The 26,070-nt window shown below is 68.3% G+C and carries 26 protein-coding genes; 2 read left to right on the top strand and 24 right to left on the bottom strand.

The genetic code is table 11. The features are described from left to right. Nucleotides 1–259 precede the first annotated feature (259 nt). The 7 genes from BJP32_RS15750 to BJP32_RS15720 form a co-directional block, all read right to left on the bottom strand. Nucleotides 260–760 carry a DNA-deoxyinosine glycosylase gene (locus BJP32_RS15750; RefSeq protein ID WP_003165776.1) on the bottom strand — a complete coding sequence of 167 codons (501 nt, stop codon included), beginning with the start codon at nucleotides 758–760 and terminating at the stop codon, nucleotides 260–262. Next, nucleotides 757–1,491 (bottom strand): 2OG-Fe(II) oxygenase family protein, encoded by a 735-nt coding sequence (locus BJP32_RS15745; protein ID WP_003165775.1) that lies wholly within the window; start codon nucleotides 1,489–1,491, stop codon nucleotides 757–759. Before BJP32_RS15745 ends, BJP32_RS15750 begins: the two co-directional genes overlap by 4 nt. Before the next feature lie 171 nt (nucleotides 1,492–1,662). Beyond that, nucleotides 1,663–2,964, bottom strand: a complete 1,302-nt coding sequence (gene purB, locus BJP32_RS15740; protein ID WP_076224769.1) for an adenylosuccinate lyase — start codon at nucleotides 2,962–2,964, stop codon at nucleotides 1,663–1,665. 339 nt (nucleotides 2,965–3,303) lie between these two features. Next, nucleotides 3,304–4,308, bottom strand: a complete 1,005-nt coding sequence (lpxK, locus tag BJP32_RS15735; protein ID WP_076224767.1) for a tetraacyldisaccharide 4'-kinase — start codon at nucleotides 4,306–4,308, stop codon at nucleotides 3,304–3,306. Then, the gene (locus BJP32_RS15730) at nucleotides 4,305–5,606 is read right to left on the bottom strand and encodes a 3-deoxy-D-manno-octulosonic acid transferase (RefSeq protein WP_076224765.1); all 1,302 of its coding nucleotides are present in this window, start codon (nucleotides 5,604–5,606) and stop codon (nucleotides 4,305–4,307) included. Before BJP32_RS15730 ends, lpxK begins: the two co-directional genes overlap by 4 nt. A 2-nt stretch (nucleotides 5,607–5,608) precedes the next feature. Then, the gene (locus BJP32_RS15725; RefSeq protein WP_046653251.1) at nucleotides 5,609–6,295 is read right to left on the bottom strand and encodes a lysophospholipid acyltransferase family protein; all 687 of its coding nucleotides are present in this window, start codon (nucleotides 6,293–6,295) and stop codon (nucleotides 5,609–5,611) included. Beyond that, nucleotides 6,292–8,163 (bottom strand): ABC transporter ATP-binding protein, encoded by a 1,872-nt coding sequence (locus BJP32_RS15720; RefSeq protein WP_046653252.1) that lies wholly within the window; start codon nucleotides 8,161–8,163, stop codon nucleotides 6,292–6,294. The genes BJP32_RS15725 and BJP32_RS15720 overlap by 4 nt, the downstream gene beginning before the upstream one ends. Before the next feature lie 103 nt (nucleotides 8,164–8,266). Here BJP32_RS15720 and BJP32_RS15715 point away from each other — a divergent pair, with 103 nt between their 5' ends. Next, nucleotides 8,267–8,932, top strand: a complete 666-nt coding sequence (locus tag BJP32_RS15715; RefSeq protein ID WP_046653254.1) for a beta-lactamase hydrolase domain-containing protein — start codon at nucleotides 8,267–8,269, stop codon at nucleotides 8,930–8,932. Between the two features lie 3 nt (nucleotides 8,933–8,935). Here BJP32_RS15715 and BJP32_RS15710 read toward each other — a convergent pair whose 3' ends face one another. The 16 genes from BJP32_RS15710 to folE form a co-directional block, all read right to left on the bottom strand. Continuing rightward, nucleotides 8,936–9,127, bottom strand: a complete 192-nt coding sequence (locus BJP32_RS15710) for a hypothetical protein (protein ID WP_003165768.1) — start codon at nucleotides 9,125–9,127, stop codon at nucleotides 8,936–8,938. Then, nucleotides 9,124–9,285: a hypothetical protein gene (locus BJP32_RS17535; RefSeq protein WP_003165767.1), complete on the bottom strand. Its 162-nt coding sequence runs from the start codon at nucleotides 9,283–9,285 to the stop codon at nucleotides 9,124–9,126. Before BJP32_RS17535 ends, BJP32_RS15710 begins: the two co-directional genes overlap by 4 nt. A gap of 97 nt (nucleotides 9,286–9,382) precedes the next feature. Then, nucleotides 9,383–9,634, bottom strand: coding sequence for a DUF4170 domain-containing protein (locus BJP32_RS15705; protein WP_003165766.1), 252 nt, complete (start codon nucleotides 9,632–9,634; stop codon nucleotides 9,383–9,385). A gap of 13 nt (nucleotides 9,635–9,647) precedes the next feature. Next, complete coding sequence (locus tag BJP32_RS15700) at nucleotides 9,648–10,457, bottom strand: 3'(2'),5'-bisphosphate nucleotidase CysQ (protein ID WP_076224763.1); 810 nt, start codon at nucleotides 10,455–10,457, stop codon at nucleotides 9,648–9,650. Beyond that, nucleotides 10,454–11,800 carry a TldD/PmbA family protein gene (locus tag BJP32_RS15695; protein ID WP_076224761.1) on the bottom strand — a complete coding sequence of 449 codons (1,347 nt, stop codon included), beginning with the start codon at nucleotides 11,798–11,800 and terminating at the stop codon, nucleotides 10,454–10,456. Before BJP32_RS15695 ends, BJP32_RS15700 begins: the two co-directional genes overlap by 4 nt. Before the next feature lie 283 nt (nucleotides 11,801–12,083). Beyond that, complete coding sequence (locus BJP32_RS15690) at nucleotides 12,084–12,485, bottom strand: MAPEG family protein (RefSeq protein WP_076224759.1); 402 nt, start codon at nucleotides 12,483–12,485, stop codon at nucleotides 12,084–12,086. Continuing rightward, on the bottom strand, nucleotides 12,482–14,263 hold the full coding sequence (locus tag BJP32_RS15685) for a M14 family metallopeptidase (protein WP_076224757.1): 1,782 nt from the start codon (nucleotides 14,261–14,263) through the stop codon (nucleotides 12,482–12,484). Before BJP32_RS15685 ends, BJP32_RS15690 begins: the two co-directional genes overlap by 4 nt. A 157-nt stretch (nucleotides 14,264–14,420) precedes the next feature. Then, a complete protein-coding gene (locus BJP32_RS15680; protein WP_046653258.1) occupies nucleotides 14,421–15,350 on the bottom strand; it encodes a DUF3829 domain-containing protein in 930 nt (309 codons plus the stop codon). Between the two features lie 116 nt (nucleotides 15,351–15,466). Then, nucleotides 15,467–17,011: a UbiD family decarboxylase gene (locus BJP32_RS15675; RefSeq protein WP_046653259.1), complete on the bottom strand. Its 1,545-nt coding sequence runs from the start codon at nucleotides 17,009–17,011 to the stop codon at nucleotides 15,467–15,469. 46 nt (nucleotides 17,012–17,057) lie between these two features. Beyond that, a complete protein-coding gene (locus BJP32_RS15670; RefSeq protein WP_083674023.1) occupies nucleotides 17,058–17,354 on the bottom strand; it encodes a helix-turn-helix domain-containing protein in 297 nt (98 codons plus the stop codon). Next, on the bottom strand, nucleotides 17,347–18,201 hold the full coding sequence (locus tag BJP32_RS15665) for an aldo/keto reductase (RefSeq protein WP_046653261.1): 855 nt from the start codon (nucleotides 18,199–18,201) through the stop codon (nucleotides 17,347–17,349). Before BJP32_RS15665 ends, BJP32_RS15670 begins: the two co-directional genes overlap by 8 nt. Before the next feature lie 45 nt (nucleotides 18,202–18,246). Next, nucleotides 18,247–19,113, bottom strand: coding sequence for an alpha/beta fold hydrolase (locus BJP32_RS15660; RefSeq protein ID WP_076224756.1), 867 nt, complete (start codon nucleotides 19,111–19,113; stop codon nucleotides 18,247–18,249). Nucleotides 19,114–19,163: 50 nt separating this feature from the next. Then, entirely contained in the window at nucleotides 19,164–19,961 is a 798-nt protein-coding gene (locus tag BJP32_RS15655; protein WP_046653265.1) for a hypothetical protein, read from the bottom strand. A gap of 23 nt (nucleotides 19,962–19,984) precedes the next feature. After that, nucleotides 19,985–21,826, bottom strand: coding sequence for a gamma-glutamyltransferase family protein (locus tag BJP32_RS15650; protein ID WP_076224754.1), 1,842 nt, complete (start codon nucleotides 21,824–21,826; stop codon nucleotides 19,985–19,987). Nucleotides 21,827–21,961: 135 nt separating this feature from the next. After that, complete coding sequence (locus tag BJP32_RS15645) at nucleotides 21,962–22,402, bottom strand: biopolymer transporter ExbD (protein WP_003165754.1); 441 nt, start codon at nucleotides 22,400–22,402, stop codon at nucleotides 21,962–21,964. Between the two features lie 197 nt (nucleotides 22,403–22,599). Further along, on the bottom strand, nucleotides 22,600–23,214 hold the full coding sequence (folE, locus tag BJP32_RS15640; RefSeq protein ID WP_003165753.1) for a GTP cyclohydrolase I FolE: 615 nt from the start codon (nucleotides 23,212–23,214) through the stop codon (nucleotides 22,600–22,602). A 140-nt stretch (nucleotides 23,215–23,354) separates the two neighbouring features. Here folE and cysS point away from each other — a divergent pair, with 140 nt between their 5' ends. Further along, nucleotides 23,355–24,761 carry a cysteine--tRNA ligase gene (gene cysS, locus BJP32_RS15635; RefSeq protein ID WP_003165752.1) on the top strand — a complete coding sequence of 469 codons (1,407 nt, stop codon included), beginning with the start codon at nucleotides 23,355–23,357 and terminating at the stop codon, nucleotides 24,759–24,761. Between the two features lie 153 nt (nucleotides 24,762–24,914). Here cysS and BJP32_RS15630 read toward each other — a convergent pair. Beyond that, nucleotides 24,915–26,070, bottom strand: a 1,156-nt coding sequence (locus BJP32_RS15630; protein WP_076224752.1) for a lytic murein transglycosylase, incomplete at its 5' end; no start/stop codon positions are given.

Below are 26,070 nucleotides of genomic sequence, written 5' to 3'. Positions count from 1 at the left end.
GGGCCATGGCGGGCGGGGCGGTCTCGACCGGCGCCGGCTCCTTCTTCGTCTCGTTCTGGCCGCAGGCGGCCACAGCCAGCAGGGCGGCGGACGATACGGCGAGGGCGGTGATGCGGGTGAATGTCATGAGAGTCCTCCATCGACGCCGGCTTGCAAACGGGGGGAGGCCGCGTCGGGAAGGAATACGGCTGCCCGCGCAAAAGGATGCGTTCGCGATCAATTTTTCGGGCGCGGCGCGTGATGTGCGGCCAAGCTCGGCTCAGCCCAGATAGGGCCCGAGGGCAGTCCAGCGCGACAGCTTCTCGGCGAACGGCCGGGCGTGGGCCGCGCTGGACGACGGCAGGTCAAGGAGGGCGACGCCGGACGCTCCCGCCAGGGCGCGTCGACCCAGCCGCGCCGCCGTCCCGCCGTTGAAGGCCACGGCGCGCAGATCGGGCAGGCGCGCCGTCAGGGCGGTCAGGTCGGCGTTTTCCGGGTTGCGGATGGCGGCGTCCAGGCTGCCCTGTCGCTCGGCCGAGGCGATCACGTCCCACAGCCCGATCCGCGCCGCCCGCAAGCGCTCCAGCCGCGCCTCATAGGGCCGGGCGGCCAGGTCCGGTTGGGCGATCACGGCCCCGATCAGCCGCCAGAAGCCGTTCTGCGGATGGGCGTAATACTGCGCCGCCTTCAGCGAGGCGTCGCCCGGCAGGCTGCCGAGGATCAGGACGCGGCTCCGTTCGTCGACGACGGGGGGGAAGCCTATCCGGCGGGCGGTCGTCAATGGTCGCGCCGGAACCAGCCTACGATGGAGAGCCGCGCGCTCCGCGCATAGGGCGCGATGGGCGCGACGGAATGGAGTTGGGGGACGCGGAACAGCGTCAGGGTGTTCCAGCGCGGGATCAGCCCGCGCGTGATATCGCCGGTCTCGGGGTCATGGAACAGGGTCTGACCGCCCCAGTCGGAGCGCCACCGCGAGGTGAAGCCCAGGGTATAGGCGGCGACCCGCTGGACCTCGCCGCTGGCGCTGTCGTCGTGCAGGCCCAGAAAGTCGTTGGGGCGGTACAGGGTCGCCTGGGAATCCGCCCAGCGGATTGAATCGTCGCCGGTCAGTTGACGCCCAAAGGCGGCGAATTCCTCGCCCATCAGAAAGCCCGTTACCGGGTGGATCGGGTGGTTCGCGCGCGGTTCGCCGCTGTTGTAGGCCGACACCATGCCGAAGTTGAAATAGATGAAGCCGTACTGCTGGCCGCTGCGCTGGATGAGGGCGGCTACCTGACTCTTGATGTCCGCGCCGGCTCCCTGCAGGGCGTCCATAGCGATTTTGACCGGATGGCCGTCCTCGCCCAGGAAGGTCAAGGACCAGGGCAGCGACGTCTCCATGATCTCGGTGATCAGCTCAGCTGTCGGCTGCTCGAAGACGTTCGGAATTTGCACCAGACCGTCACGCGCATAAGTCTCCGCATACTTCTGAACGTCGAGTGCGGGGTTCAGGCGAAGGGTCGGCTGGGACATGGGCTAGCTCGCTCCGACGACGCAAGATTGCGCCGATATTGTTCATTAGGGCAGGGCGCGCGATGTGGCTATGAGCAATGAACTCGCTCCTGGCGCCGTCTCTACGGAAAGGCGGACGGCCTGGCCGGTCGATATCCTGCGATCTCGGAAATGAACCGGCCAGGCGAGTACTCAGCCTTCCCCGAACACCCGCTCGAAGATCACGTCGACGTTCTTGGTGTGGTAGCCGAGGTCGAACAGGGCTTCGAGCTGGTCGTGGGGCAGGGTGACGCGGGCGTCGGCCTTCAGGAAGTCGATGAAGGCGCCTTCGCCGCGCCAGACCTTCATGGCGTTCTCCTGAACCGCCGCATAGGCGTCCTCGCGCGAGACGCCCGCCTGGGTCAGGGCCAGCATGACCCGTTGCGAGAAGACCAGGCCGCCCAGGCGGTCGAGGTTCTTCTGCATGTTCTCAGGGTAGACGTTCAGGCGCTCGATCACGCCCGCCAGACGGTGCAGGGCGAAGTCCAGGTGGATGGTGGCGTCCGGGCCGATGCCGCGCTCGACCGAGGAGTGGCTGATGTCGCGCTCGTGCCACAGGGCGACGTTCTCCATCGCCGGGGTCACGGCCGAGCGGACCAGACGGGCGAGGCCGGTCAGGTTCTCGGTCAGGATCGGGTTGCGCTTGTGCGGCATGGCCGACGAGCCCTTCTGACCCTTGTCGAAGAACTCCTCGGCTTCGAGGACTTCGGTGCGCTGCAGGTGGCGGATCTCGACGGCCAGACGCTCGACCGAGGAGGCGACGACCCCCAGGGCGGCGAAATAGGCGGCGTGGCGGTCGCGCGGGATCACCTGGGTCGAGACCGGCTCGACGCTGAGGCCCATCTGGTCGGCGACGTATTGCTCGACGGCCGGATCGACGTTGGCGAAGGTGCCGACGGCGCCCGAGATGGCGCAGGTGGCGATCTCTTCACGGGCGGCAGTCAGGCGGCGCTTGGCGCGCTGGAACTCGGCGTGATAGCCGGCCAGCTTGAGGCCGAAGGTCACGGGCTCGGCGTGGATGCCGTGCGAGCGGCCCACGGTCGGGGTGTATTTGTGCTCCTTGGCGCGGGTCTCCAGCGCAGCCAGGACGCGGTCGACGCCGCCCAGCAGCAGGTCGGTCGAGCGCGCCAGCTGCACCGCGAAACAGGTGTCCAGCACGTCCGAAGAGGTCATGCCCTGGTGCAGGAAGCGGGCTTCCTCGCCGACGATTTCGGCGACGTGGGTCAGGAAGGCGATGACGTCGTGCTTGGTGGTGCGCTCGATCTCGTCGATGCGGTCGGCGTCGAAGGTCGCGTCCTTGCCGTTGGCCCAGATGGCTTCGGCCGATTCCTTCGGGATCACGCCCAGCTCGGCCATTTTCGTGGCGGCGTGGGCCTCGATCTCGAACCAGATCTTGTACTTGGTCTCTTGCGACCAGATGGCGACGGCGTCGGGGCGGGAATAGCGCGTGATCATGGTTGGGTCGTGTCGGTCCAGAGGGGCGGGGAGTCAAGACGGCGGGCGGCGATGTCGGTGTTAAAGCCCTTCTCCCCTTGTGGGAGAAGGTGGGCGCCGGAGGCGCTCGGATGAGGGGTGTCGACGCGGCGTTGCGAAAAAGAGGCGCGGGCTGAGGGGGCTGAAAATTTCAGCTGTGACGCAAACACCCCTCATCCGTCAGGCTCCGCCTGCCACCTTCTCCCTCAAGGGGAGAAGGAAAAAAGAGAGTCCAATTCGTCTGAATCGTCTGAAATCCCCTGTGGCTGACAGGGCAGTCTGGCACAGGCGCCGGGGTAGGCTGGCCGATTGTCGGAAAAATCAGAGGGCGCGCGTCAGGAAGGCGGTGAAGCCCGCCTCGTCCTCGAACCGGGCGGCGACGGGCCAGGCGGCGACGGCGGCGCGCTGGTCCGGGGTCAGGCGCACCCAGTCCTTTTCGGTGGTGACGAGGCCTGCGTCGTAGACGGCGGCGCGGTCCTTTAGGAAGGCGAAGTCGCGCTCGGACAGGGCGGCGTGGTCGGGGAAGGGGACGAAATCCTTCAGGTCGCAGCCTGCGGCGATCAGGGACCGCTCGACCTTCCACGGTTTGGCGATGCCGGCGAAGCCGACCTGAGGGCCGGGCGGGGGCGGGGCGGCGGCTTCCAGCCGGGCGATGAAGACGGGCAGGTCGCCGAAGACCTCCAGAAGTTCGGGATCGGCGGCGTCCAGATCGGTCGGCAGCATGACGACCACGCCGTCGGCGCGGGCCAGCCCGGCCTTCAGCGGCTCGCGCATCGGGCCGGAGGGGAAGACCGAGCCGTCGCCGAACGGCCATTCGTCGCCGCGCGTCTCGCCGTCGACCACGATCAGGCTGAGGGTCTTCTTCAGCGCCGGGTTCTGGTGGCCGTCGTCCAGCACGAGGGCGGAGACGCCGTCAGCCGCGGCGGCGCGGGCGCCCGCCACGCGATCCCGCGCGATCCAGGCGGGGGCGTCTTGCGCCAGCATCAGGGGTTCGTCGCCGACGTCCGCGGCTGAGTGTTGGGTCAGGTCGACGCGGACAGGGCCTTCCAGCCTGCCGCCATAGCCGCGCGACAGGGCGGCGGCCTCGACGCCTTGAGCGCGCAGCAGGCGCAGCGTCTCGCGCGCGACGGGCGTCTTGCCCGAGCCGCCGACGGTCAGATTGCCGATGGAGATGACCGCCGCGCCCGGATCGACCGGCGTGGCGCGGGCGATCTTGCGCGCCGTGACGCCCGCCCACAGCCATGAGGCGGGCTTGAGCATCATTCGCGTCATCGGGGCGTGGCGGCGGTCGCGGCTGTACCACCAGCGGGGGGTGTTCAGTTTCATAGGCGCCTGCGTGAAGGGGCGGCGGGCAGGTGGGTCTGGAGCGCCAGCCACAGGCGGTCCAGCCCGGCGGCGGCGGCCTCTGCCGAGCGCCGGGCGCGCTCGCCCATGTCGCGGGCGGCCTCGGGATCGGCCAGCATGGGGCCGACGACCGAGGGCAGTTCGGCGGGCGACAGGACGGAGACGAGGCCGCCCGCCTGTTTCAACATCCGGGTCACGGCCTGCCAGTTGCTGGCGTCCGGGCCGGTGACGATGGGCTTGGCGAGGCGCGCAGGCTCCAGCGGGTTGTGGCCGCCGACCGACCCGCCGCCCAGCGCCGGGGCGAAGGAGCCGCCCATGACCACCACATCGGCCAGCCGCAGGAACAGGCCCAGTTCGCCCAGGGTGTCGGCCAGGTAGATGTCGGTCTGGTCGCAGATCGGCTGGCCCTGACTGCGCCGGGCGAAGCCGTAGCCGTCGTGGCTCAGGGCCTCGGCGATGGCGTCGGCGCGTTCCGGATGGCGTGGCACGACGATCAGGAACAGGCGGTCGGCCAGGTGATCCAGCGCGCCGACGATGGCCATTTCCTCATGCTCATGGGTGCTGGCGGCGACGACGACGGGGCGGTCGTCGATCAGAGCCGACAGGCGGGCGAACTCGCCCTTGTCATAGGGCAGGGGCTCGCCGGACAGTTTCAGGTTCACCTGACCGTCGACGCGGGCGCCCAGCGCGGTCAGGCGGTCGGCGCTGTCCTGATCCTGAGGCCAGACGTGAGAGAAGCCGTTCATCAGGGCGCGGGCCATGCCGGGTGCCTTTTTCCAGCCCTGCGCCGTCTTGTCGGTGATGCGGGCGCTGACCAGAGCCAGCGGCACGCCGCGCTTTTGGGCCGTGGTCAGTAGGTTAGGCCACAGCTCGCTCTCGACGAAGACGCCGACATTGGGCCGCCAGTGGTCGAGGAAGGCGGCGACCGCCGAGGGGGCGTCCACCGGGGCGAACTGGTGGATGACGCCGCGCGGCAGGCGCGTCGCCAGCACCTGCGCCGAGGTCAGGGTGCCGGTGGTGACAAGAACCGTCACGTCGGGGCGGTCCTTGCGGATGCGCTCGGCCAGCGGAAGGATGGACAGGGCCTCGCCGACGCTGACGCCGTGGATCCAGACCAGAGGTCCGTCGGGCCGCGCCATGCCGGGCAGGCCCAGCCGTTCGTCGACGCGGGCGGGGTCTTCCTTGCCTTTCTTGACGCGGGCGTCCAGCAGGCGCGGGGCCAGCGGCTCCAGCAGGCGGGTCAGCAGCTGATAGGCGATCAGGGCGGGGCTGAAGGACACGCTCAGACGCGCTCCAGCCCGGTGATGGCGTCGGCGCGGGCCTCGACGGCGGTCAGGCGGGCGGTCCAGTCGGCTGTGACCTCGGCCAGGTCGGCGCCTGCAGGATACCAGGCCTTGTCCCAGACGACGGCGCCCTTGCCGAACGGCAGGGGCAGGATCGCCTTGTCCCAGCTGTTCAATCGGATCGCCGGCCTGCACGACAGGCCGATGAACAGAACCGGCGCGCCGGACATCTTCGCCATCAGCGGCAGGCCCTCGGCCATCTGGCGGGCCGGGCCGCGCGGACCGTCCGGCGTGATGGCCAGACCGCCGACCTTCAACTGTTTCAGCCCGTCGCGCAGGGCCTGGGCGCCGCCCTTGGACTGTTTGGCCTTGTCCTTGTTGGAGGAAGAGCCGCGCACGGCGGGAATGCCCAGGCGGCCCACGGCCTTGGTGAAGAACTCGCCGTCAGGGCTGAGGGAGACCAGACCCTTGACCGGCTGCGCCCGCTTCATGGGCCAGGAGGCAGGGCCCAGGGCGAGGCGCGAGTGCCAGAAGGCGCACAGCACGCCGCCGCCGTCGGCCCAGACCTCTTCGGCGACCTGTTCGTTCTCGTGCGTCCAGCGGATGGTGGCGTAGCAGAAGCGCATCCACTCGGACAAAAGCCAGGCGGCGGCGTTCTGGATGATCGGATTGCGAAGCGGCCTCATGCGCCGGTCTCGTCGGGCAGTTCAGCCAGCGGGGGCAAGGCGATCGGATCGCTGTCCAGCGACTGCTGCCGGGCCAGACGGGCGTAGAGGCCGCCGCGCGCGACCAGGGCGTCGTGGGTTCCTTCCTCGACCACGCGGCCGCCCTCGATGACGTAGATGCGGTCGGCGTTCTTCACCGTCGACAGGCGGTGGGCGATCATCAGGGTGGCGCGGCCATCCATCAGCCGCTCCAGCGCGGCCTGAACCAGGGCCTCGCTCGCGGTGTCGAGGGCGCTGGTGGCTTCGTCCAGCAGCAGGATGGGCGCGTCCTTCAGGAAGGCGCGGGCGATGGCGATGCGCTGGCGCTGGCCGCCGGACAGGCGGGCGCCCGCCTCGCCCACGCGGGTGGCGTAGCCGTCGGGCAGGGCGGCGATGAAGTCGTGGGCGGCGGCGGCGCGGGCGGCGGCCACGATGTCTTCGGCCGTGGCGCCGGGGCGGCCATAGGCGATGTTGGCGGCGATGGTGTCGTCGAACAGGAAGGGTTCCTGCGTCACCAGGGCGATGTGGTCGCGCAGGGACGACAGGCTCAGCTCGCGGATGTCGCGGCCGTTCAGCGTCACTCGGCCGGCCGTCACGTCATAGAAGCGCGGCAGCAGGCTGAGGATGGTCGACTTGCCGCCGCCCGAGGGGCCGACCAAGGCGATGGTCTCGCCCGGCGCGACGTGCAGGCTGACGTCCGACAGGGTCGGGGCGGACCCGTCCTCGTCGGCGCGATAGGCGAAGGAGACCTGCTCCAGGGCGACGGTGACGGGGCCGGGCGCGACCTGGGCGGCGTCGCTGGCCTCGCGGATCTCGGGCTCGATGTCCAGGGCGGCGAACAGGCGGCGGGCGGCGGTGAAGCCTTCGCTCAGCACGGTCGTCAGGTTCGTCACCTGACGCAGGGCCTGGCCCGCCAACAGCAGCATGCCGATGAAGGAGGCGAAGGCGCCCACCGTCATATGACCCCGGCTGGCGCTCCATCCGGCATAGGCCATGACGGCGGCGACGACGCCGTAGGCGACGATGTCGCTGGCCGGACCCGCGAAGGCGCGGCTGTCGGCGCCCTTGATGACGTGGCGCTGGCGGCGGTCGATGACGGTGGAGACGCGGGTTTCCTCGGCCGCCTCGCGGTTTTCGATCTTGATGACGCGGACGCCGTCCAGATTCTCCATCAGGGCGCTGGACAGGGCTTCGGTCTCGACCATGGCGCCGTGGGCGGCCTTCCTCGACTTCTTGCCGAAGCGACGGATGATCCAGCTGACCAGAGGCACGCCCAGCAGGACGATCAGCGTCAGCGGCAGGTCGATGAAGCCCATGGCGACGATGACGCCCAGCAGCATCAGGGCGTTCTGGGTGTAGTTGACCACGCCCGAGGTGAAGGCCTCGCGCACCAGATTGGCGTCGAACAGGACGGAGGAGACGAACGTCCCCGAATGCTGGCTGCGCAGGCGCGACAGGTCGGCCCGGATCATGCCCGAGAACAGCTGTTTCTGGATGTCGCCGACGATGCCGTGGCCCAGCCGGTTCACCAGCGCCGCCTGACCCGCCATGGCCAGCGAGCGGATCACCGCCACGGCGATGATGAACAGGGGGATGGCGATCAGCACCTTGTCCGCCGGGATGGTGACGGTGTTCCAGATGGTCACGGGGCCTGCGTGCTTGCCGAACAGCAGGTCGATGGCCGGTTCCAGGAACTTCAGCAGCAGGGCCGTCAGCCCGCCCGACACGCCCGCCAGCAGCATGGAGGCGAAGAAGGCCGGCTTGTGCCGCGACAGATACTCGCGCCAGATGCGGGCGAGCAGAGGCCGCAGCGGCTCGCGGGCGTCGGCATGGGGGACGGGAACGGTCATCGGCCTTCGGTCGAACGGCTGAGGCGTCAAGTCAAGCGGCCGCGCGCGAGAGAGACGGCCTTGGACGGGTGACGCCGGGTGCAAACGGCGCTATCTCGCCGTCATGGGGCGCTACGATCTGACTACGCCGTTCGGCCGTTTCAAGGCGCATTGGTCCTATTTCTGGAAGGACCACGCCTTCCTGCGCACGGCGTTCACCAACGCCCACTGGCTGGGACCGGATCTGGTGCGGACCAATCAGCCGTCGCCGCGCCAGCTGGCCTGGTGGAAGCGGCAGGGAATCCGCACCGTCGTCAATCTGCGCGGCCAGAGGGACGAGGCCTATTACTGGCTGGAGAAGGACGCCTGCGAACGGCTGGGCCTGACGCTGATCGATGCGCCGCTGGATTCGCGCGATCCGCCGGGCAAGGACCGGGTGCGCCGGGCCAAGGCCCTGTTCCAGACGATGGAATATCCGGCCCTGATCCACTGCAAGTCAGGCGCGGACCGGGCGGGAATGATGGCGGTCTTCTATCGCCACTTCCACCTGGGCGAGCCGATCTCGGCGGCGATGGAGGAACTGGGCAAGCGCACCCTGCACAGCCGCGAGGGGCTGACCGGCGTGCTGGACTATACGCTGGAGAAATACGTCGCCGAGGTCGAACCCAGGGGCGTCAGCTTCGAGGACTGGGTCGAGAGCGACGCCTATGATCCCAAAGCGATCCGCGCCGAGTTCAAGGCCGGCTGGTGGGGCAAGCTGGTCGTCGACCGCCTGTTGAAACGCGAATAGGCCTCAGCCCCAGGGGCCGCGTCCGGCGGCGGGCGGCGGGGCGTTGCGCGCCGCCTGTTCCTTCTTCCAGCGCTTGATCTGACGGACGTGATCGCGTTGGCGGGCCAGGACGATCAGCCATAGCGCCAGGACGGCGATCAGGGAGACCACGCCGAAGATCTGCTGGCCGTCCAGCGTCTGGCCGAATAGCGTCAAGGTCTGCGGTCCCGATCAGAAGGGGTGAAGGGGTCGTTCCAGGCGGTGTCCTGATCCTCGCCGGGGCGGGCGACGTGCGGCGGCCCCTTGCGCACGACCCACACGATCGCCGCCACGGCGACGACCACCAGAAGCAGGACGATGAGGGTCGGCAGCATGGCGAATCCTGTTCATGACAAAGGCGACTGATGAGAAAGCGCATCAGCCGCCTCTGCGGTTCCTGAACAGCGGCGTGATGACGCCGTGAATGCTCGATCAGGCGTCGGTGCGCGGATCGATCAGCTTGTGCGCGTGCAGGATGAAGTAGCGCATGTGGGCGTTGTCGACGGTCGCCTGGGCGCGGGCCTTCCAGGCCTTCTTGGCTTCTTCGTAGTTGCCGAAGGCGCCGACGAACTCGACCTGCGACAGGTCGCGGAAGACGGGCTCGGCCGGGTGGCGCATCTCGCCGCCGATGACGAGGTGAAGCAGTTGGGGATCGTGAGAGTCGGCCATGGAGAGGGGGTCCATTGCGGGAGGAATGTCAGATGGCCAGCGGGATAGGCGCTGTGCGCCTCACGATCAACGGGTGAAGGGCCGGCGCGGCGCATATCAGGCTGGTTTGACGCGGATCGGGGCGATTAAAGCGCCACGGACGGCCCATATGATCGCTGACCTTGGCCCCGGCCTCTTCGGCGATCAGGGCGCCGGCGCAGACGTCCCAGTCCCATTTGGGGCTGATGGCGATGGCCGCATCGAAGGCCCCCGCCGCTACAAGCGCCATGCGATAGGCCAGGGCGTTGCGCTTGGAGAAGCGCATCGAGGGCCAGGGTTCGTCCCATTCGCGCGCCTCCATCAGCCGGGCGTCGGCCAGAAGCTCGGCGTCTTCCAGGTCGTCGGTGTCGGAGGCGCTGATGGGCCGCCCCTGAAGACGGGCGCCGCCGCCGAGCGTCGCCTCGAACACCTCGTCCATCATCGGGGCGTGGATGACGGCGGCGACGGGGCGGCCGTCCTCGACCACGGCGATGGGCACGCACCACCACGGCTTGTTCTTCATGAAGGCGACGGTGCCGTCGATCGGATCGACGACGAAGATGCGTTTCTTCGACAGGCGCTCCGTGCTGTCGGCCGTTTCCTCGGACAGCCAGCCGTAGTCGGGGCGGGCGGTCAGCAGCGTATCGCGCAGCAGCTGGTCCACCGCCAGATCGGCGCTGGTGACGGGCGAGCCGCCGTCCTTGGACCAGACCTTCAGCCCGGCTGCGCGGTGTTCGAGCGCCAGCCGACCGGCGGCCAGGGCCGCGTCGCGGATCAGGGCGAGGTCGGCGGCCCAGAGCGCTGAAGAGGGGTCGCTCATTTGCCCGCGATCGCCACCTTGTCGAACAGCAGGGAGGGGCTGTTGAACGCGCCGCGGAACTCTAGGTCGCCCGCGCGCTGCAGGCGGGCGTAGAGCTCGATCAGATTGCCCGCCACGGTGACTTCGCTGACCGGATAGGCGCGCTGGCCGTTCTCGAACCAGAAGCCGGACACCCCGGCCGACCAGTCGCCGGTGTTGCCGTTCAGCGAGGGGCCGAACATGGAGGTGATCAGAAGGCCCGTCCCGGCCTGCGCCATCAGGGCGTCCAGATCGCCTTCGCCCGGCGCCAGGTGCAGGTTGTGGGTCGAGACGCCCGACGGCCCCGCCAGCCCGCGCGAAGCGTGGCCGGTGGTCTGCAGGCCCAGCTGGGCCGCCGAGGCGGTGTTCAGCAGCCAGGTGGTCAGGACGCCGTCCCTGACGATTTCGCGCCGCTCGACCGCCACGCCCTCGTCGTCGAAGGGGGTGGAGCCGAGGCCGCGCGGGCGGAACGGGTCGTCGATCAGATCGACGCCGGTCGGCAGGACCGCCTGGTTTAGCTTGTCCTTCAGGAAGGAGCTGCCGCGCGCGATCGACGGGCCGGAAATGGCGCCCAGCAGCGGCGACAGCACCTGGGTCGCCACGCGGTTCTCGAAGATGACGGGGGCGGTGGTCGAGGCGATCTTGCGCGGGCCGACGCGGGCGACGGCGCGCTCGCCCGCCTTCAGGCCGATGGAGGCGGCGTCCGGCAGGTCGGACAGGTGGCGCACGGCGCGGCTTTCGCCGCCGCGCTCCATGGCGCCGTCCTTTTCGGCGATGACGCCGACGCCCAGAGAGAAGGCGCTGCCGCGATGGCGGCCGTCGAACCCGTGCGAGGTGACGAGGCGCCACTCGCTGGCCGACCAGGAGGCGTGGCCGCCCTCGGATTTGGACACGCCCGATACGGCGAGGGCGGCGGCCTCGGCCTCGGCGGCGGCGGCTTCCAGCGCCTCGGCCGAGCGTTCGGCGGGGTCATACAGGTCGAGGTCGGCGTGCGGCGCGGCGGCCAGCCGGTCCTGCGGCGCGAGAGACGCATAGGGATCTTCCGGCGCCAGCTTGGCCATCGCCACGGCGCGCTCGACCAGACGGGCGCGGGTGGCGTCGGACAGGTCGGAGGCGGACACCGTCGCCTGACGCCGCCCGATGAAGACGCGCAGGCCCAGATCGCGGGCCTCTTCACGCTCGACGTCTTCCAGCGCGCCGTTGCGCACGCCGACGGACAGGGAGGCGCGATGGGCGGACACGGCCTCGGCCGCATCGGCGCCGGCCTTCAGCGCGGCGGAGATCAGATCGTTCAGGATGTCGGGGGAGGGCGTCTTATCGGACATGCCCCGATATGGCGGAGGGAAACAGGGCGCGCAACCGTTCTGACCCTCTCCTGATGGGAGAGGGCTTGAGCCTCCAAGAGCGTAGCGATTGGCTAAGGCGACCCGAAGGACGGCGCGTAGCAGCCAAAGGGTGAGGGTTCGCGGGTGAGGTCGGCCGCAAGGCCGTGGCGCGGCGGCTTACGCCGACTGACGGGACAAGCCCCTCACCCTTTCGCTTGGCGGATCGCCTTGCGGCTCTCCGAAGCTCAAGCCCTCTCCCGCCGGGAGAGGGTTGGGTTTTTGCCTATAGGATCGACCACGCGATCAGGCTGAGCGCCGCGACCAGCAGCGCCAGCCAGGTCAGGATCATGCCGACCGAACGGCCCAGCGACGGGCCTTCCTGGAACAGCAGGCCCAGGGCGTGGATCACCCGCCCGGCGAACAGCATCCCGCCGACCGCATGGATCAGCATGGCCGGGGCGCCGAGGAAGGCCAGCAGGATCAGGCCGCACATCCCGGCCGGGATGTACTCGGCCGCATTGGAGAAGGCGCGGGTGGCGCAGACCAGTTCGCGCACCCCGCCGTCGCCGAACTCGACCAGATGCTGACGACGGCGCCGCACCACCACGCCCGACAGGACGAACAGCAGCAGGATCAGCAGACCGCCCCACAGGGCTGCGGCCTGAATGGTCGGGATCAGGCTCAATTCTCACGCCCCACGGGATAGAGGCGATAGCGCTGGTCGTAGAAGGGCGTGCGCTCATAGAACCAGGCCAGACGCGCATCGCCGTCGGCGGCGAAGGCGGGGTCGGCGGCCAGCTTGGCCTCGAATTCGGCCTTCAGCGCCGGATCGGCGGCCAGCATCTTTTCGGCCAGAGGCGCGATGGCGTAGGCCTCGATGTATTCGACGCGGTTCAGCACCTCGGGGAACATTCCCCAGGCGAAGAAGCTCTCGTTCGACTGCGGCTCCAGCAGCAGGATGGCGACGTCGCCCATCGGCTGATCGGTCGGCACGCGGACGGAGCCGACGGGGAAGGTCCAGTCGTGGGCCTCGGGCCGGACCTCGCTGACCGAGATCGGCACATGGCCTTCGTTGGTGCGGGCCGACACCTTGGGATCGACAAGGCGCAGCATGTCGACGGCGACGGTGCGGGGGGCGTCCAGCGTCTCCATCTGCACGCCGTGGACGCGCAGGCGCTCGATCACGTCCTGACGATAGGACGGCACCCAATAGGCGCTCGGCCGCTTCAGCGTCAGCGTCGGGTGCGAGCCGTAGAAGGGCATGGGCCACAGTTCCGCGTCCGGCTGGCCCAGCCAGCGGATTTCGGGGCGGCCCGAGGCGATGCTGTCGAAGGTCTCATAGCGGATGCCCTTGAAGGGGCGGGTGTGCGAGGGCGTGTCGTCGCTGTCGAAATTGGCGGGCAGTTCGGCGGGACGCAGGGCGCGGTCGGCGGCGATGGCGGCGCGCAGGTCGACGGACTTTTCGGCCAGCAGCTTCAACGCCTGTTCGAGGAAGACGTAGGTGCCCAGCACCCGCTGTTCGTGCGGCTTCAGGCTGTGGTTCTCGATAAGAATGGTCGGGACGTGCGCCGCCGAACCCCAGCCGTTCGAGAAGCGCTCGCCCAGACCGCCGTCGTTCAGCCCCTTCTTCGGATCGCGGTCGTCGATGGCGAAGACCAGTTCGCCGGGGATGTGGCCTTGGGCTTCCAGCGCCGCATACATGGCGGGCTTGAAGGCGGCGTCCAGCCATGAGGCGATGGCCGGGCTGCGGCTCCAGACGCCGTCCTCGCCGTTGTAGCCGAAGGTGACGTCGTATTGATAATCGATGCCGTCGGTGACGTGGATGTCGACGTAGAGGTCCGGCTGATACTTGTGGATCAGGCCCATGACGGCCTGCATCTCGGCCTGATCCAGCTTCATGAAGTCGCGGTTCAGGTTCTGGTTGGTCGCCGTGTGGCGCCAGCCCTGGATGCGCGGCCCGCGCTGGTTGGGGCGCGAATAGGCGCCCGCGCGCTCGTGCCCGTCGACGCTGAGGATCGGGATCAGGATCAGGTTGGCGCGGTCCAGCAGGCCGTCCTTGCCGTAGAAGGCGATGTCGCGCAGCAACATCATTCCCGCGTCCTTGCCGTCGATCTCGCCCGGGTGGATGCCCGCTTGAGCCAGCAGGACCGGCTTGGACGGATCGAAGGCCGCGCCGTCCTTGGAGGCGATCACGGCGTAGATCGGCCGGCCTTCCGGCGAGGTTCCGAACTGTTCGATGCGGATCAGGTCGCTGGCGGCGTCCAGCCGGTCGAACCAGGCGCGGGTGTCGGCGTAGTTGGGCGAGAAGTCATGCGCCGCATCGGCCTCGAACGCCGTGACCCAGGGATCGGCGGCGCCTCGCAGCAGGGCGCGGCTGGGGCCGTCCCAGGCGGGAGCGGGCGGCAGGAAGGCCTGGTCCCACGGGGCTTCGTTGGGAACGGAAGCGGACGGGGTCTGGGACATGGCGGGGCTCGCGAGACAAACTAGGGCGGCGACGGCCGCTGTGACGAAACGGTCTAGGCGCATAGGCCCTTCGTGATCCGATCACAGCCGTCTGGCAACCCCGGCGCAGTTCGCGAGAAGCGCGTCCGGCCGCGCGTGACGGCCGGACGCAGGGTCGTTACGCGGGCAGTTCCACGCGGTTCATGTTGCCGATCGCGCTGTTGTAGCTGTCCACGACCTGCTCGCGGTAGCCGTCGGCCCCGGTCTGCTTGAAGTCGCGATACTCGCCGATCATGCCGCTGAGGTTGTCGGCGATGCTGTTCAGGGTGGACCGGTTGCGGCTGTCCGAGGGCATCTTGGCCTGTTCCTCGCGCAGCTTGGCGACGGAGGCCTCCAGGTCGGGCAAGAGGCGGTCGGCTTCGGTCTTGTTGTTCTCCATCACCGCATTGGTGAAGAAGTCGGCCTTCTGCATGGCGTCCAGGACGCTGGCCTCGGCGGCGTGGCCGGCCTTGCGCATGGCTTCCATCTTCGCGGCGTTGCTGGCGCGTTGATATTCGGAAAGGGCGGCGTCGAGCGCCTCGATCCCGCTGACGCTGCCCTGATAGGCCTGCATCAGTGCGGGGTGCGCGCCCTTGGCCTTGGCCAGATTGTCTTCGCGATAGGCGCGGGACTCGAAGTAGGGGTCCAACGTGCGCCACTGGGCGAGAAGCGCCTCCAGTTGCGGGATCAGCTTGTCGACCGTCTCATCCGCCTTCTTGCCCTGATTGCCGCCGTTCAGGGCGCGGCCCTGCTTGAGCTTCTCGATCGCCCGTTCCAAATGGGAGATGTTCTCGGGGAAGTGCAGGGTCGCCGAAGCCGAGGCGTTGGGAATATCCAGCTTCTGATACTCGCCGTAGTATTTGGTCACGCCCCAGGGGTCGTCGATCAGCGCGTTGAAGGCGTCGATGTAGAGGCTCATCTTCTCTTGCGTGGCCTCGTTGCCCGCCGCCTGGGCGACCGATTTGGGCGCCGGATTCTCGGCGTTGCCCTTGCTGTCGCCGCACGCCGAAAGGCTGAGCGCGGCGGCGAGTGCGAGCGTGGCGACGCCGGCGCTGGTGCGTGAAATCATATGGATTCCCCTAAGCCGATCAGCGCGCCCCGAGCGTCGCCGTTCCTTCGGCCGGGAAACTGAACGCCGATCAGCCATTTGGGTTCTCTGGCGAGACGAGTTTTTGCAATCGGTTCCTAAAGACCGGTTCTGCGCTTCCAGATCGGCGCACCGTCGCCGGGCAGGCCGAGGCTGTCCCAGATGTCATTGACCCGCTCGACCACGGCCTCGTCCATGCGGATCTCCTCGCCCCATTCGCGCTTGGTCTCGGGCTCCCACTTGTCGGTGGCGTCCAGACCGATCTTGGAGCCCAGGCCGCTCTCGGGAGAGGCGAAGTCCAAGTAGTCGATCGGGGTGTTCTCGATGACGGTGATGTCGCGCGCCGGGTCCATCTTGGTCGAGACGGCCCACATGACGTCCTTCCAGTCGCGGGCGTTGATGTCGTCGTCCACGACGATGATCCACTTGGTGTACATGAACTGCCGCAGATAGCTCCAGCAGCCCATCATCACCCGCTTGGCGTGGCCGGGATAGGCCTTCTTCATCGACACCACGGCGATGCGGTAGCTGCACCCCTCGGGCGGCAGCCAGAAGTCGGTGATCTCGGGGAACTGCTGGCGGATCAGGGGGATGAAGACCTCGTTCAGCGCCTCGCCCAGCACGGACGGCTCGTCCGGCGGGCGGCCGGTGAAGGTGGTCAGATAGATGGGGTCTTTGCGCATGGTGATGGCCGTCACCTGGAAGACCGGGAACTTCTCGACCGAGTTGTAGTAGCCGGTGTGGTCGCCGTAGGGGCCTTCGTCCTCGAATTCGTCCAGCAGGACGTGGCCTTCCAGCACGATCTCGGCCTGGGCCGGGACCATCAGCGGCACGGTCTTGCACGGGACCAGCTCGGCCTTGGAGCCGCGCATGAGCCCTGCGAACTGATATTCCGACAGGGTCTCCGGCACCGGGGTCACGGCGGCCAGGATGGTGCCCGGATCAGCCCCCAGAACGACGGCGCAGGGCAGGGGCTCGCGCTTGCCCGCCTTCTTGTGCCGGGCGTAGTGCTGGGCCCCGCCGCGATGGGCCAGCCAGCGCATGATGGCCTTGTCCTTGCCCAGCACCTGCATCCGATAGATGCCCAGGTTGAAGTCGTCCTCGCGGTCGTCCGACGGCCCCTTGGTCACGACCAGCCCCCAGGTGATCAGAGGCGCGGGCTCGCCCGGCCAGCAGCCCTGGATCGGCAGGGCGGTCAGGTCGATCTGATCGCCCTTCAGCACCACCTCCTGCACCGGGGCCTTCTTCACCGTCTTGGGCCGCATGGACATGACGGTCTGGGCCAGCGGCAGCATCTCCATCGCGTCGCCGAGGCCGCGCGGCGGCGTCGGATTGCGCAGGAAGGCCAGCAGTTCGCCGACCTCGCGCAGTTCGCCCGCCGTGGTGCGTTGCTTGCCCTCCAGCGTCACGCCCATGGCGACCCGCTTCACCGTGCCGAACAGATTGGCCAGGCAGGGAATGGGGCTGATCGTGCCGTCGGGCATGACCGGCTTTTCGAACAGGACGGCCGGACCGCCGTTGCGAAGAAGGCGGGTCTGGATCTCGGTCATCTCCAGATGGGTGGAGACGGGTTCGGACACGCGGACCAGTTCGCCGTCGGCTTCGAGGGTCGCAAGAAAATCGCGCAGGGACTTGTAGGCCATGCGCTGACGCTTAGGCGGACATGCGCCGTCTGTCACGCGTCGGCGATCAATAGGCCGGGGCGTCGGACACCAGCGCCCACACCGGCAGGCGCAGGGCGCGGGTGGCGGCGTCCAACTGGGCGGAATCCAGATGCTCGCGGCCCGCCTCGACCCGGCGCAGGGCCTCGGGCGTCAGGTCGATGGCGGCGGCCAGGTCGTCGAAGGCCACGCCGCGCCGGTCGCGCCAGCGGCGGATGCGCGCGCCGACGACGGCGTCCATCGGATCAATCCCCGGAAAGCCCAGAACCGAACCCATGACGTCCTCCTCGGCGCATGCGCCCCAGAACCGTGTCGGATCAGGCATCCTGATCCCATTGGAAGGCCTCGTCCAGCCAGTCGCCGATGCGGCCGTCGGGGCGGGCCTGCGCGCTGATCCTCGCCATTTCGTCGGTCGACAGCTCAAAGTCGAAGATGCCGAAGTTCTCGGCCGCGCGGCTTTCCTTGGCGGTGCGCGGAATGGCGATGACGCCCTGCTGGATGATCCAGCGCAGGGTGATCTGGCCGTTGGTCTTGCCGTGCGCCCTGGCGATTTCGCCGATCACGGCGTCGTCGGCGATCTTGCCCTGGGCCAGCGGCGACCAGGCGGTGATGGACGACCCTAGATCGCGCGCCGTCTCGATCAGCGTCTTCTGCGACAGATAGGGGTGGTATTCGACCTGATTGGTGATCAGCGGCGCGCTCGACAGGGCGGCGGCCTCGCGGAACAGGGCCGAGGGGAAGTTGGACAGGCCGATGTTCCTGGTGAAGCCTTTTTCCTTCGCCTCGTTCAGGGCGCCGATGGTTTCCGCCAGCGCGGGCGTCGGCTTGGGCCAGTGCAGCAGCAGCAGGTCCGGCGTCAGACCCAGGCTGAGGGCGGACTCCTCGGCCTGACGCAGCAGGGCGTCGTGCTGGAAATGCTCGACCCAGATCTTGGTGGTGACGAAGATGTCGTCGCGCGTGACGATCCCTTCGGCCACGGCGTCGGCGATGCCGTCGCCGACCGCCTTCTCGTTTTTGTAGATCCAGGCGGTGTCGATGTGGCGATAGCCGGTGCGCAGAGCTTCGCGCACCATGCGGCGGGCGTCGTCGGCCTCCAACTGCCAGGTGCCGAAGCCGAGCAGGGGAATCTCCACGCCCGAGGCGGTCACGGTCGGCTGGTCGGAATAGGGCATGGGGAGGCTCCGGTGGGACGATGAGCCTGGGATATAGGCGCCGGCTCAGGCGTCGCCATTGTCCAGCCAGTGGAAAATCTGGTCCCACAACGGCTCCATCCCCTTGCGGAAGGCGCCTTCGTGGCCGATGCGCCGCGCGCCGAAGTCGCCGGGCGCATGGACGCTCATGTCCGAGCGGGCTTTGGGATAGACGCTCAACAGATCGCGCGCGGTGCTGGGCGTGGCGATAGGGTCGTCGGTGAAGATCCATGAGCGGATCGGCGCGGTCACGGCCTCATAATGATGCGGCCGCAGGCTGGTCTCCAACTCCTTGGAGAAATACGCGCGCTTCAGGCACCAGCGCCGCCAGGTGGTGAAGACGCCGCGCGGCAGATCGGTCCCGGCCCACAGGCCGCCGCCCTTGATGTAGCCGTGCCGCATCAGGCTGAACGGGCCGAAGCCCAGCCAGAAGAACATCTCCATCGGATTGTAGCTGCGATGGTGCCCGCCCCACCAACCTGTCCCGACCGAGACGAAGGCGTGCCGCTCGATCCGGTCGTGATTGGGCATGAAGCCGAGGAAATGGCCGCCGACGCTGTGGCCGACATGGACGACGCGCAGGTCCGGCGCCGCCTCGATCAGGGCGTCCAGGGCGGCGGGCATGTCCAACCGTCCCCAGTCGGGATAGTCGATGGTCGAGCCCTTCAGATCATCCGGCCGCGACCCGGCGATGCCCCGGAAGTCATAGGTCAGCACCGCCGCGCCCCGCTCGGCCAGATAGCGGGCGAACCGCTCGTAAAAGCCCTTGGGGAATCCGGTGCCGGACGAAACCAGCACGGCGAGGCGCGGCTCTGCGGCCGACACCAGCCGCATCGACAGCGGATAACCGTCGGCGGCCGGGGCGATGAAGTCGCGCGTGACGAGATCGGTCATAGGTCCGTCCTGTTTGGAAACGAACTCTAGCCGATTGACGCGGCGTCAGGTCAAGGCTTTGCGGGGGCGGACGCCGTGGTCGGGCCCAGCGCCAGCAGGCCGTCAAACTTGCCATCCTGTTGCGATGCGAGAATGACGCCGCGCGTTTCGGAATCGTCGACCTCGGGAGCGGGTGCGGCGCCGCAGTCGTCACGACACATCCAGGCCTCGCCGCCTTGCTGGGCGACGCTGAGAGACAAGGTTTCCTCAGGCCGGATATGGGCGGCGGCGGGCAGGCCCAGCGGCGAACCCACGCGGCGAATCTTCTCGGCATGGACCCGCCCGACCAGCGCCAGAAGGCGAGAGTGAGGCTGGCCCATGGCCTGATGGCTCCATAGAACCGCCCGATCCATTTCCGCATAGGATTGACGGAAACCTTCGACACGCGGGCTGTTCGGGACTGAGGCGACCACGGTCATATCGGCGGCCTCCCGCAGCATGGCGCGCAATCTCAGCAGTAAGTCCAGCATGGCCTCGCTGCCGCGTCCGTCATGATGGACGAAGGGGCCGTGCGCATAGGCGGCGAGCGCCGCACGCGCTTCGGCTTCGGTGTCGGCCTCCATGAAGGCGTCCAGCGTCGGTTGAAACTCGACCGGATACTCCAGAGAGACGACGACCGGCCCCTGTTCCAGCGCCGCGCAGACCAGATCGGCGAAGGCGGCGGGGGCCTCGACCGTGCCGTGCGTCTCGCCGACGAAAAGATAGCGGACGTCGTCGCGCCAAAGGGCCTCGGACCCGGCGACGGGACGACAACCGTCGGACCAGTCAAAAGCCGATAGCAGACCGGCGGCGATGAGGGCGGCGATCATGGGCGTCTCCTGACTGGGCCGGATCAATAGGCCAGGGCGTTGCCGTCCTTGCGCATTTCGGTGGCGGCGCCGTAGGTCCAGCGGCCCTGTTCGTTGATCTGCTTCATCACGTTCTGATAGCCGCCGAAGCCGCCGTCGGGCGGGCCCAGATCCCAGCCCATGGCGGACAGTTGCTGCTTGGTCGCTTCGGGCACGCCGGATTCAAGATGCAGCTTGCCCACGCCCTCGGCCGGTTGGCCGGTCGGCTCGGACGAGCCGTAGTGCTGCCAGCGCGGGCTGTCGCCAGCTTCCTGCGGGTCGAGGCCGTAGTCGACCATGTTGATGATGATCTGGGCCTGTCCCTGCGGCTGCATGCCGCCGCCCATGACGCCATAGGCCATCCACGGATCTCCGTCCTTGCAGGCGAAGCCGGGGATGATGGTGTGGAAGGGGCGCTTGCCCGGCGCATAGACGTTCGGGTGGCCGTCGCTCAGGGCGAACAGCTCGCCGCGGTTCTGGAACATGAAGCCCAGCGTCCGGCCGTCCGGGCCGTCGGGCGTCAGACCGCCGCCCATGCCGCGATAGTTGGACTGGATCCAGCTGACCATCATGCCGTCGCTGTCGGCGACGCTGAAGTAGGTGGTGTCGCCCTGCGTCGGCGCATCGCCGGGGAAGACGCGGTCCATGACGCGGTCGGGGCGGATCAGTTTCGCCCGTTCGGCGGCGTAGGCCTTGGAGTTCAGCCAGGCGGTCGGGGCCTTGGCGAAGCGCTCGTCGGCGAAGTAGCGGGCGCGGTCCTCGAACGCCAGACGCTTGGCCTCGGCCTGGACGTGGATCGAGGCGGCCGACTGGAAGCCCATGGCCTTCAGGTCGAACTGCTCGCAGATGTTCAGGATCTGGTTGGTCGACAGGCCCTGGGTGTTCGGGCCCAGGGAATAGACCTCGACCCCGCGATAGGTGGTCATCAGCGGCTCGACCCATTCGGTGCGGTGGGCGGCCAGGTCGGCGCGGGTCATCCAGCCGCCGATGCGCTTGAAATAGCGCTCGATGTGGTCGGCGATCACCCCGTCATAGAAGGCGTCGCGGCCGCCCTCGGCGATCATGCGGTAGGTGCGGCCGAGGTCCGGGTTGGCGAAGATTTCCCCCGTTTTCGGCGTGCGGCCGCCGGTCAGCCAGACCTTCTTGCGGTTGTCGTTCTCTTCGATCGTCGCGGCGCTCTTGTCGAAGTTGGCCATGCCGCGTTCGAGATAGTAGGCCACGACTTGCGGCACCGGCACGCCCTGTTCGCACAGTTCGGCGACGGGCAGCAGGACGTCCTTCCACGGCAGCTTGCCGTAGCGCTGGTGCGCGCTCCACCAGGCGTCGACCGTGCCGGGGACATTGACCGTGACGGCGCCGTAGCGGGGCAGGTAGCCGTCCGGCCCGGCCTTGGATCGCGCGGTCGCCAGCGACAGGCCGCGCGGGCTGGCGCCTGAGCCGTTGAAGCCGACGACCTTCTTCTGCGCCGGATCCCACATCAGGCAGAAGGCGTCGCCGCCGATGCCGTTGGCGGTCGGCTCCAGGAAGCCCAGGGCGGCGTTGATGGCGATGGCGGCGTCGATGGCCGAGCCGCCGCGTCGCAGGGTGTCCAGGCCGATCAGGGTGGCGGCCGGATGGGCCGTGGCCGCGGCGCCGTTCGCGCCCCAGACGGTCGAGCGGCCGACGAAGCGCGGCCCGGTGATGCGGTCGCCGATGCCGACGCCGGCGTAGGGGTCTGGCGCAGGGGCGGGCTGGACAGAGGCCGGATTGGCGGAAGGCGTGGCGGCGTTCGGCGCCTGCTGGGCGCTGGCGGCCCCCGCCATCAGGGCTCCGGCGGGCAGGGCGGACAGGAAGGTACGGCGACGCATGATGATTTACTCCCCCTCATTCGAGGCGCGCATTGAGGCTGGAACAGGGGGAGGGCGCAAGCGGTCGATGGCTGACGGGCAAAGAAAAAGGGTCGCCGAGGCGACCCTTTTCCAGACTGTCGATTACCGACCGTCTCAGGTGATGTCTTCGTTCAGGAGGCCGACCTTGTAGAAGCCGTTTTCCTGAAGCTTGTTCATGACTTCCATGAACTGGTTGTACTTCACTTCCGGCTGAGCGCGGACGAAGACGCGTTCTTCACGGCAGTCGGTGGCCACGGCCTGGGCGGCGCACACGTCAGCCGTCAGCTTGGCGATCGTGGTTTCCGTCTCGGCGATGTAGAGCGAGCCGTTTTCCTGAATGGTGATGTAGACCGGCTCTTTCGGCTTCTCGGCGTCCGGCGCCGGCGGCGTCGCGGGCGGCAGGTCCAGCTTGATCGACACGGTAGCCATCGGCGCCGCGACCATGAAGATGATCAGCAGCACGAGCATGATGTCAACGAACGGCGTGACGTTGATGTCCGCGTTCTGTTGCGCCAGCTTGCCGCCGCCACCGCCTGAGGAAAGTTTCGCGCCCATTACGCCCTCGTCTCCATCAAGATCCGCACCCTCCGGCGGACCACACTGAAAGTCTGGCTCGTCTCTTGGCGTCCTGAAGCAGGCTTGTAAAGCCGTCGAATGCGAGGAAATGACGCCGCAGGGGAATAAGATTGCGAATTCGGCGCAGGGCCGCCCTGGCCGCGATCAATTCAGCCCCGGATTCCCGTCTCTGACTCTCAGCCTCGGGCCAGCTTGAGGAATCGCTCGGCCAGGGCCGGGTCGTTCTTGAAGGCGCCGGTGAAGCGGGTGGTGATGGTCGAGACGTGGCGGTGATGCACGCCGCGCGTCGTCATGCACTGGTGCGCCGCATCGACCAGCACGGCCACGCCCCTGGGCTGCAGGTGCGATTCGATGGCGTCGATGATGTCGTTGGTCAGGGTCTCCTGGTTCTGGAGACGGCGTGCGAAGATCTCGACCACGCGCGCCAGCTTGGAGATGCCGACCACCTTCTCGCCCGGCAGATAGGCGACGTAGGCCTTGCCCAGGAAGGGGGCCAGGTGGTGCTCGCAGTGGCTCTCGACCTCGATGTCGCGCAGGATGACCATGTCGTCATAGCCGGTCACGTCCTCGAAGGTGCGCGACAGCTCCTTGCCCGCATCGGCGTCATAGCCGTCGAACCATTCGCCATAGGCGTCGACCACGCGCTTGGGCGTGTCCAGCAGGCCGGGACGGTCGGGGTTGTCGCCGGCCCAGGCGATCAGGGTGCGCACGGCCTCCAGAGCCTGTTCGCGGCTGGGACGCTGCGGCGCCTCATTGGCGACGAGGACGGGCTTGGCGGGGGTGCTGCTCATGAAACGATCCGGCGGCGGCGAGAGCGCCTGTTCAGAATACAAATATATATGGACTTGGGCGCGCGGCCCTGACTGTCTATCAGGCCGCTATATGGGACACCTCCTCAGTCCCGCAAGAAAACTCGCAAAAGACCTGACCCATGGCCCTGCACATCCACGACACCCTGCGCCGTGAAAAGCGCCTGTTCGAGCCGCGCGATCCGAACCGGGTGAGCCTCTATGTCTGCGGCCCGACGGTCTATGACTACGCCCATATCGGCAACGCCCGCCCGCCGGTGGTGTTCGACGTGCTGGTGCGCCTGCTGCGCCGCACCTATGGCGCGGACAAGGTGGTCTACGCCCGCAACGTCACTGACGTGGATGACAAGATCAACGCCAAGGCCGCCAAGGAAGGCGTCGCCATCGGCGAGATCACGGCGCGCTATGAGGCCGCCTATCTGGCCGACATGGGCCTGCTGAACGTCTCGCCGCCCGACATCGCCCCGCACGTCACCGACTACATCGAGGCGATCACCAGGCAGATCCAGGCCATCATCGACGCCGGCTGCGCCTATGCCGCCGAGGGCCATGTGCTGTTCGACGTGTCGTCCTATCCGTCTTACGGCGCGCTGTCGGGGCGCAATCTGGACGACATGATCGCCGGCGCCCGCGTCGAGGTCGCGCCCTACAAGAAGAACCCGCACGACTTCGTGCTGTGGAAGCCGTCCAAGGCGGACGAGCCGTCCTGGCCCTCGCCGTGGGGCGAGGGGCGTCCGGGCTGGCACATCGAATGCTCGGCCATGATCGAGGAGACGCTGGGCCTGCCCATCGACATCCACGGCGGCGGCATCGACCTGGTCTTCCCGCACCACGAGAACGAGATCGCGCAAGGGGTCTGCGCCCACGGCCACGCCCACGGCGAGGAGGCGCACGACGAATACGCCCGCTACTGGATGCACAACGGCTTCCTGACCGTGGACGCCGAGAAGATGTCCAAGTCGATCGGCAACGTCCTGCTGCTGCACGATCTGGTGCAGGCCATGCCGGGCGAGGTGGTGCGCTGGGCCCTGCTGAGCGCCCACTATCGTCAGCCGCTGGACTGGAACCAGACCTTGCTGGAGCAGAGCCGCAAGAACCTGGATCGCCTCTACGGCGCCCTGCACCGCGCGGCCGGGGTCGAGGCGGCGGAGGTCGAGCCGCCGGTCGAGTTCATGAAGTCCATCGAGGACGACCTGAACACGCCGGGCGCCATGGCGGCCCTGTTCGCCCTGTCCAGCGACATCGAACGCGGCATGACGGCGGGCGACGAAGGCGCGGTGGCCGAGGCCAAGGGGCGGCTGATCGCGGCGGCTTCGATCCTGGGTGTGCTTCAGGCCGATCCGGCGGAGTGGTTCTCGGGCGTCGACGAGGGGCTGAAGGCCGAGGTCGAGGGCCTGCTGGAGCAACGCGCCGCCGCCCGCACCGCCAAAAACTGGGCCGAGGCCGACCGCATCCGCGACCGGCTGAACGAACTGAACGTCGTTGTCATGGACGGCCCGCAAGGCGCGACCTGGCGGATGAAGGGCTGAGGCTTCCTTCTCCCCTTGTGGGAGAAGGTGGCAGGCGAAGCCTGACGGATGAGGGGTTGCGGGACGTTAGCCTCGCAATCCTTGCATCCGATTTCGGAGAGACCTCTCATCCAGCCCTGACGGGCCACCTTCTCCCACAAGGGGAGAAGGACGCTATCGCGCCCGGCGGATCAACTCTTCCGCCAGCACGTCGGTCAGATAGCCGTCGGCCGTCCGCCCGTTGGCCTGTTGCCAGCGGCGCAGGGCGGCGCGGGTGTTGGAGCCGATGACGCCATCGACCCCTTGCGTGTCGAAGCCCATGCGGGTCAGGGCCTGCTGGGCGCCGACGCGCTGGTCCCGCGTCAGGGGGCCGTCGTTGGGCCAGGAGGCCTTCAGCGCGGGCTTGCCCGCCACCCCGTCGGCGATCATGCCGATGGCCAGGGCGTAGCTGACCGAGTTGTTGTAGCGGCGGATGACGTAGTGGTTGGGCAGGGCCAGGAAGGCCGGGCCCTTGGCGCCCTGCGGCAGCAGGATGGCCGCGCCCTCGGCCGCCTCGGCGCTGTTGGGCGAGGAGCCGTCGGCCAGACGCACGCCGCGCGCGGTCCAGTAAGACCAGGGATGTTTCGGCCCCTCGGCCTGGCTGTAGTCAAAGTTGGAGGGCAGGGTGACTTCATAGGCCCAGCCCTGACCGCGCTTCCAGCCCGCCTGGGCCAGCAGATTGGCCGCCGAGGCCAGGGCGTCGGCGTCCGAGCCCCAGATGTCGACCTTGCCGTCGCCGTTCTGATCGACGCCCAGCCGCAGATAGTTGTCCGGCATGAACTGGGTCTGGCCCATGGCCCCGGCCCAGCTGCCTTTCAGCCCCGCGCGGTCGCGCTTGCCCGTCACGACGATGTCGAGGGCGTGCTTCAGCTGGTCCTCGGCCCAGGCGCGGCGGCGGCCGTCATAGGCCAGGGTCGCCAGCGAGCGGATGACGTCGAAATCGCCCTGGACCTGGCCGAAGGCGCTTTCCTGCGCCCAGACGCCCAGCAGGATTTCGGTCGGCACGCCGTACTTCTGGGTCACGTCCCACGGCACGCGGTCGACGCGCTGGCGCGCCATGGCGATTCGCGCGGGCGTGGTGGCGTTCTGGATATAGGCCCCGGCGGGGCGCGAGAATTCGGGCTGGTTGCGGTCCAGGCGGATGATGCTGGGGTTCGGCGTCACGCTCTCCAGCTCGCGGGCGTACTCCCATTTGCGGGCGCCGCCGTGGCGCTCCAGGAAGCTCTGTTTCCAGGCGTCGAAGCTGGCGTGGTCGTAGGCCTCGCTGAGGTCCGTCTGGGCGGGCGGGGGC

Source organism: Brevundimonas sp. ZS04, assembly GCF_001956865.1.
Taxonomy (GTDB): domain Bacteria; phylum Pseudomonadota; class Alphaproteobacteria; order Caulobacterales; family Caulobacteraceae; genus Brevundimonas; species Brevundimonas diminuta.
This window is presented reverse-complemented; position numbering and strand designations above follow the sequence as displayed.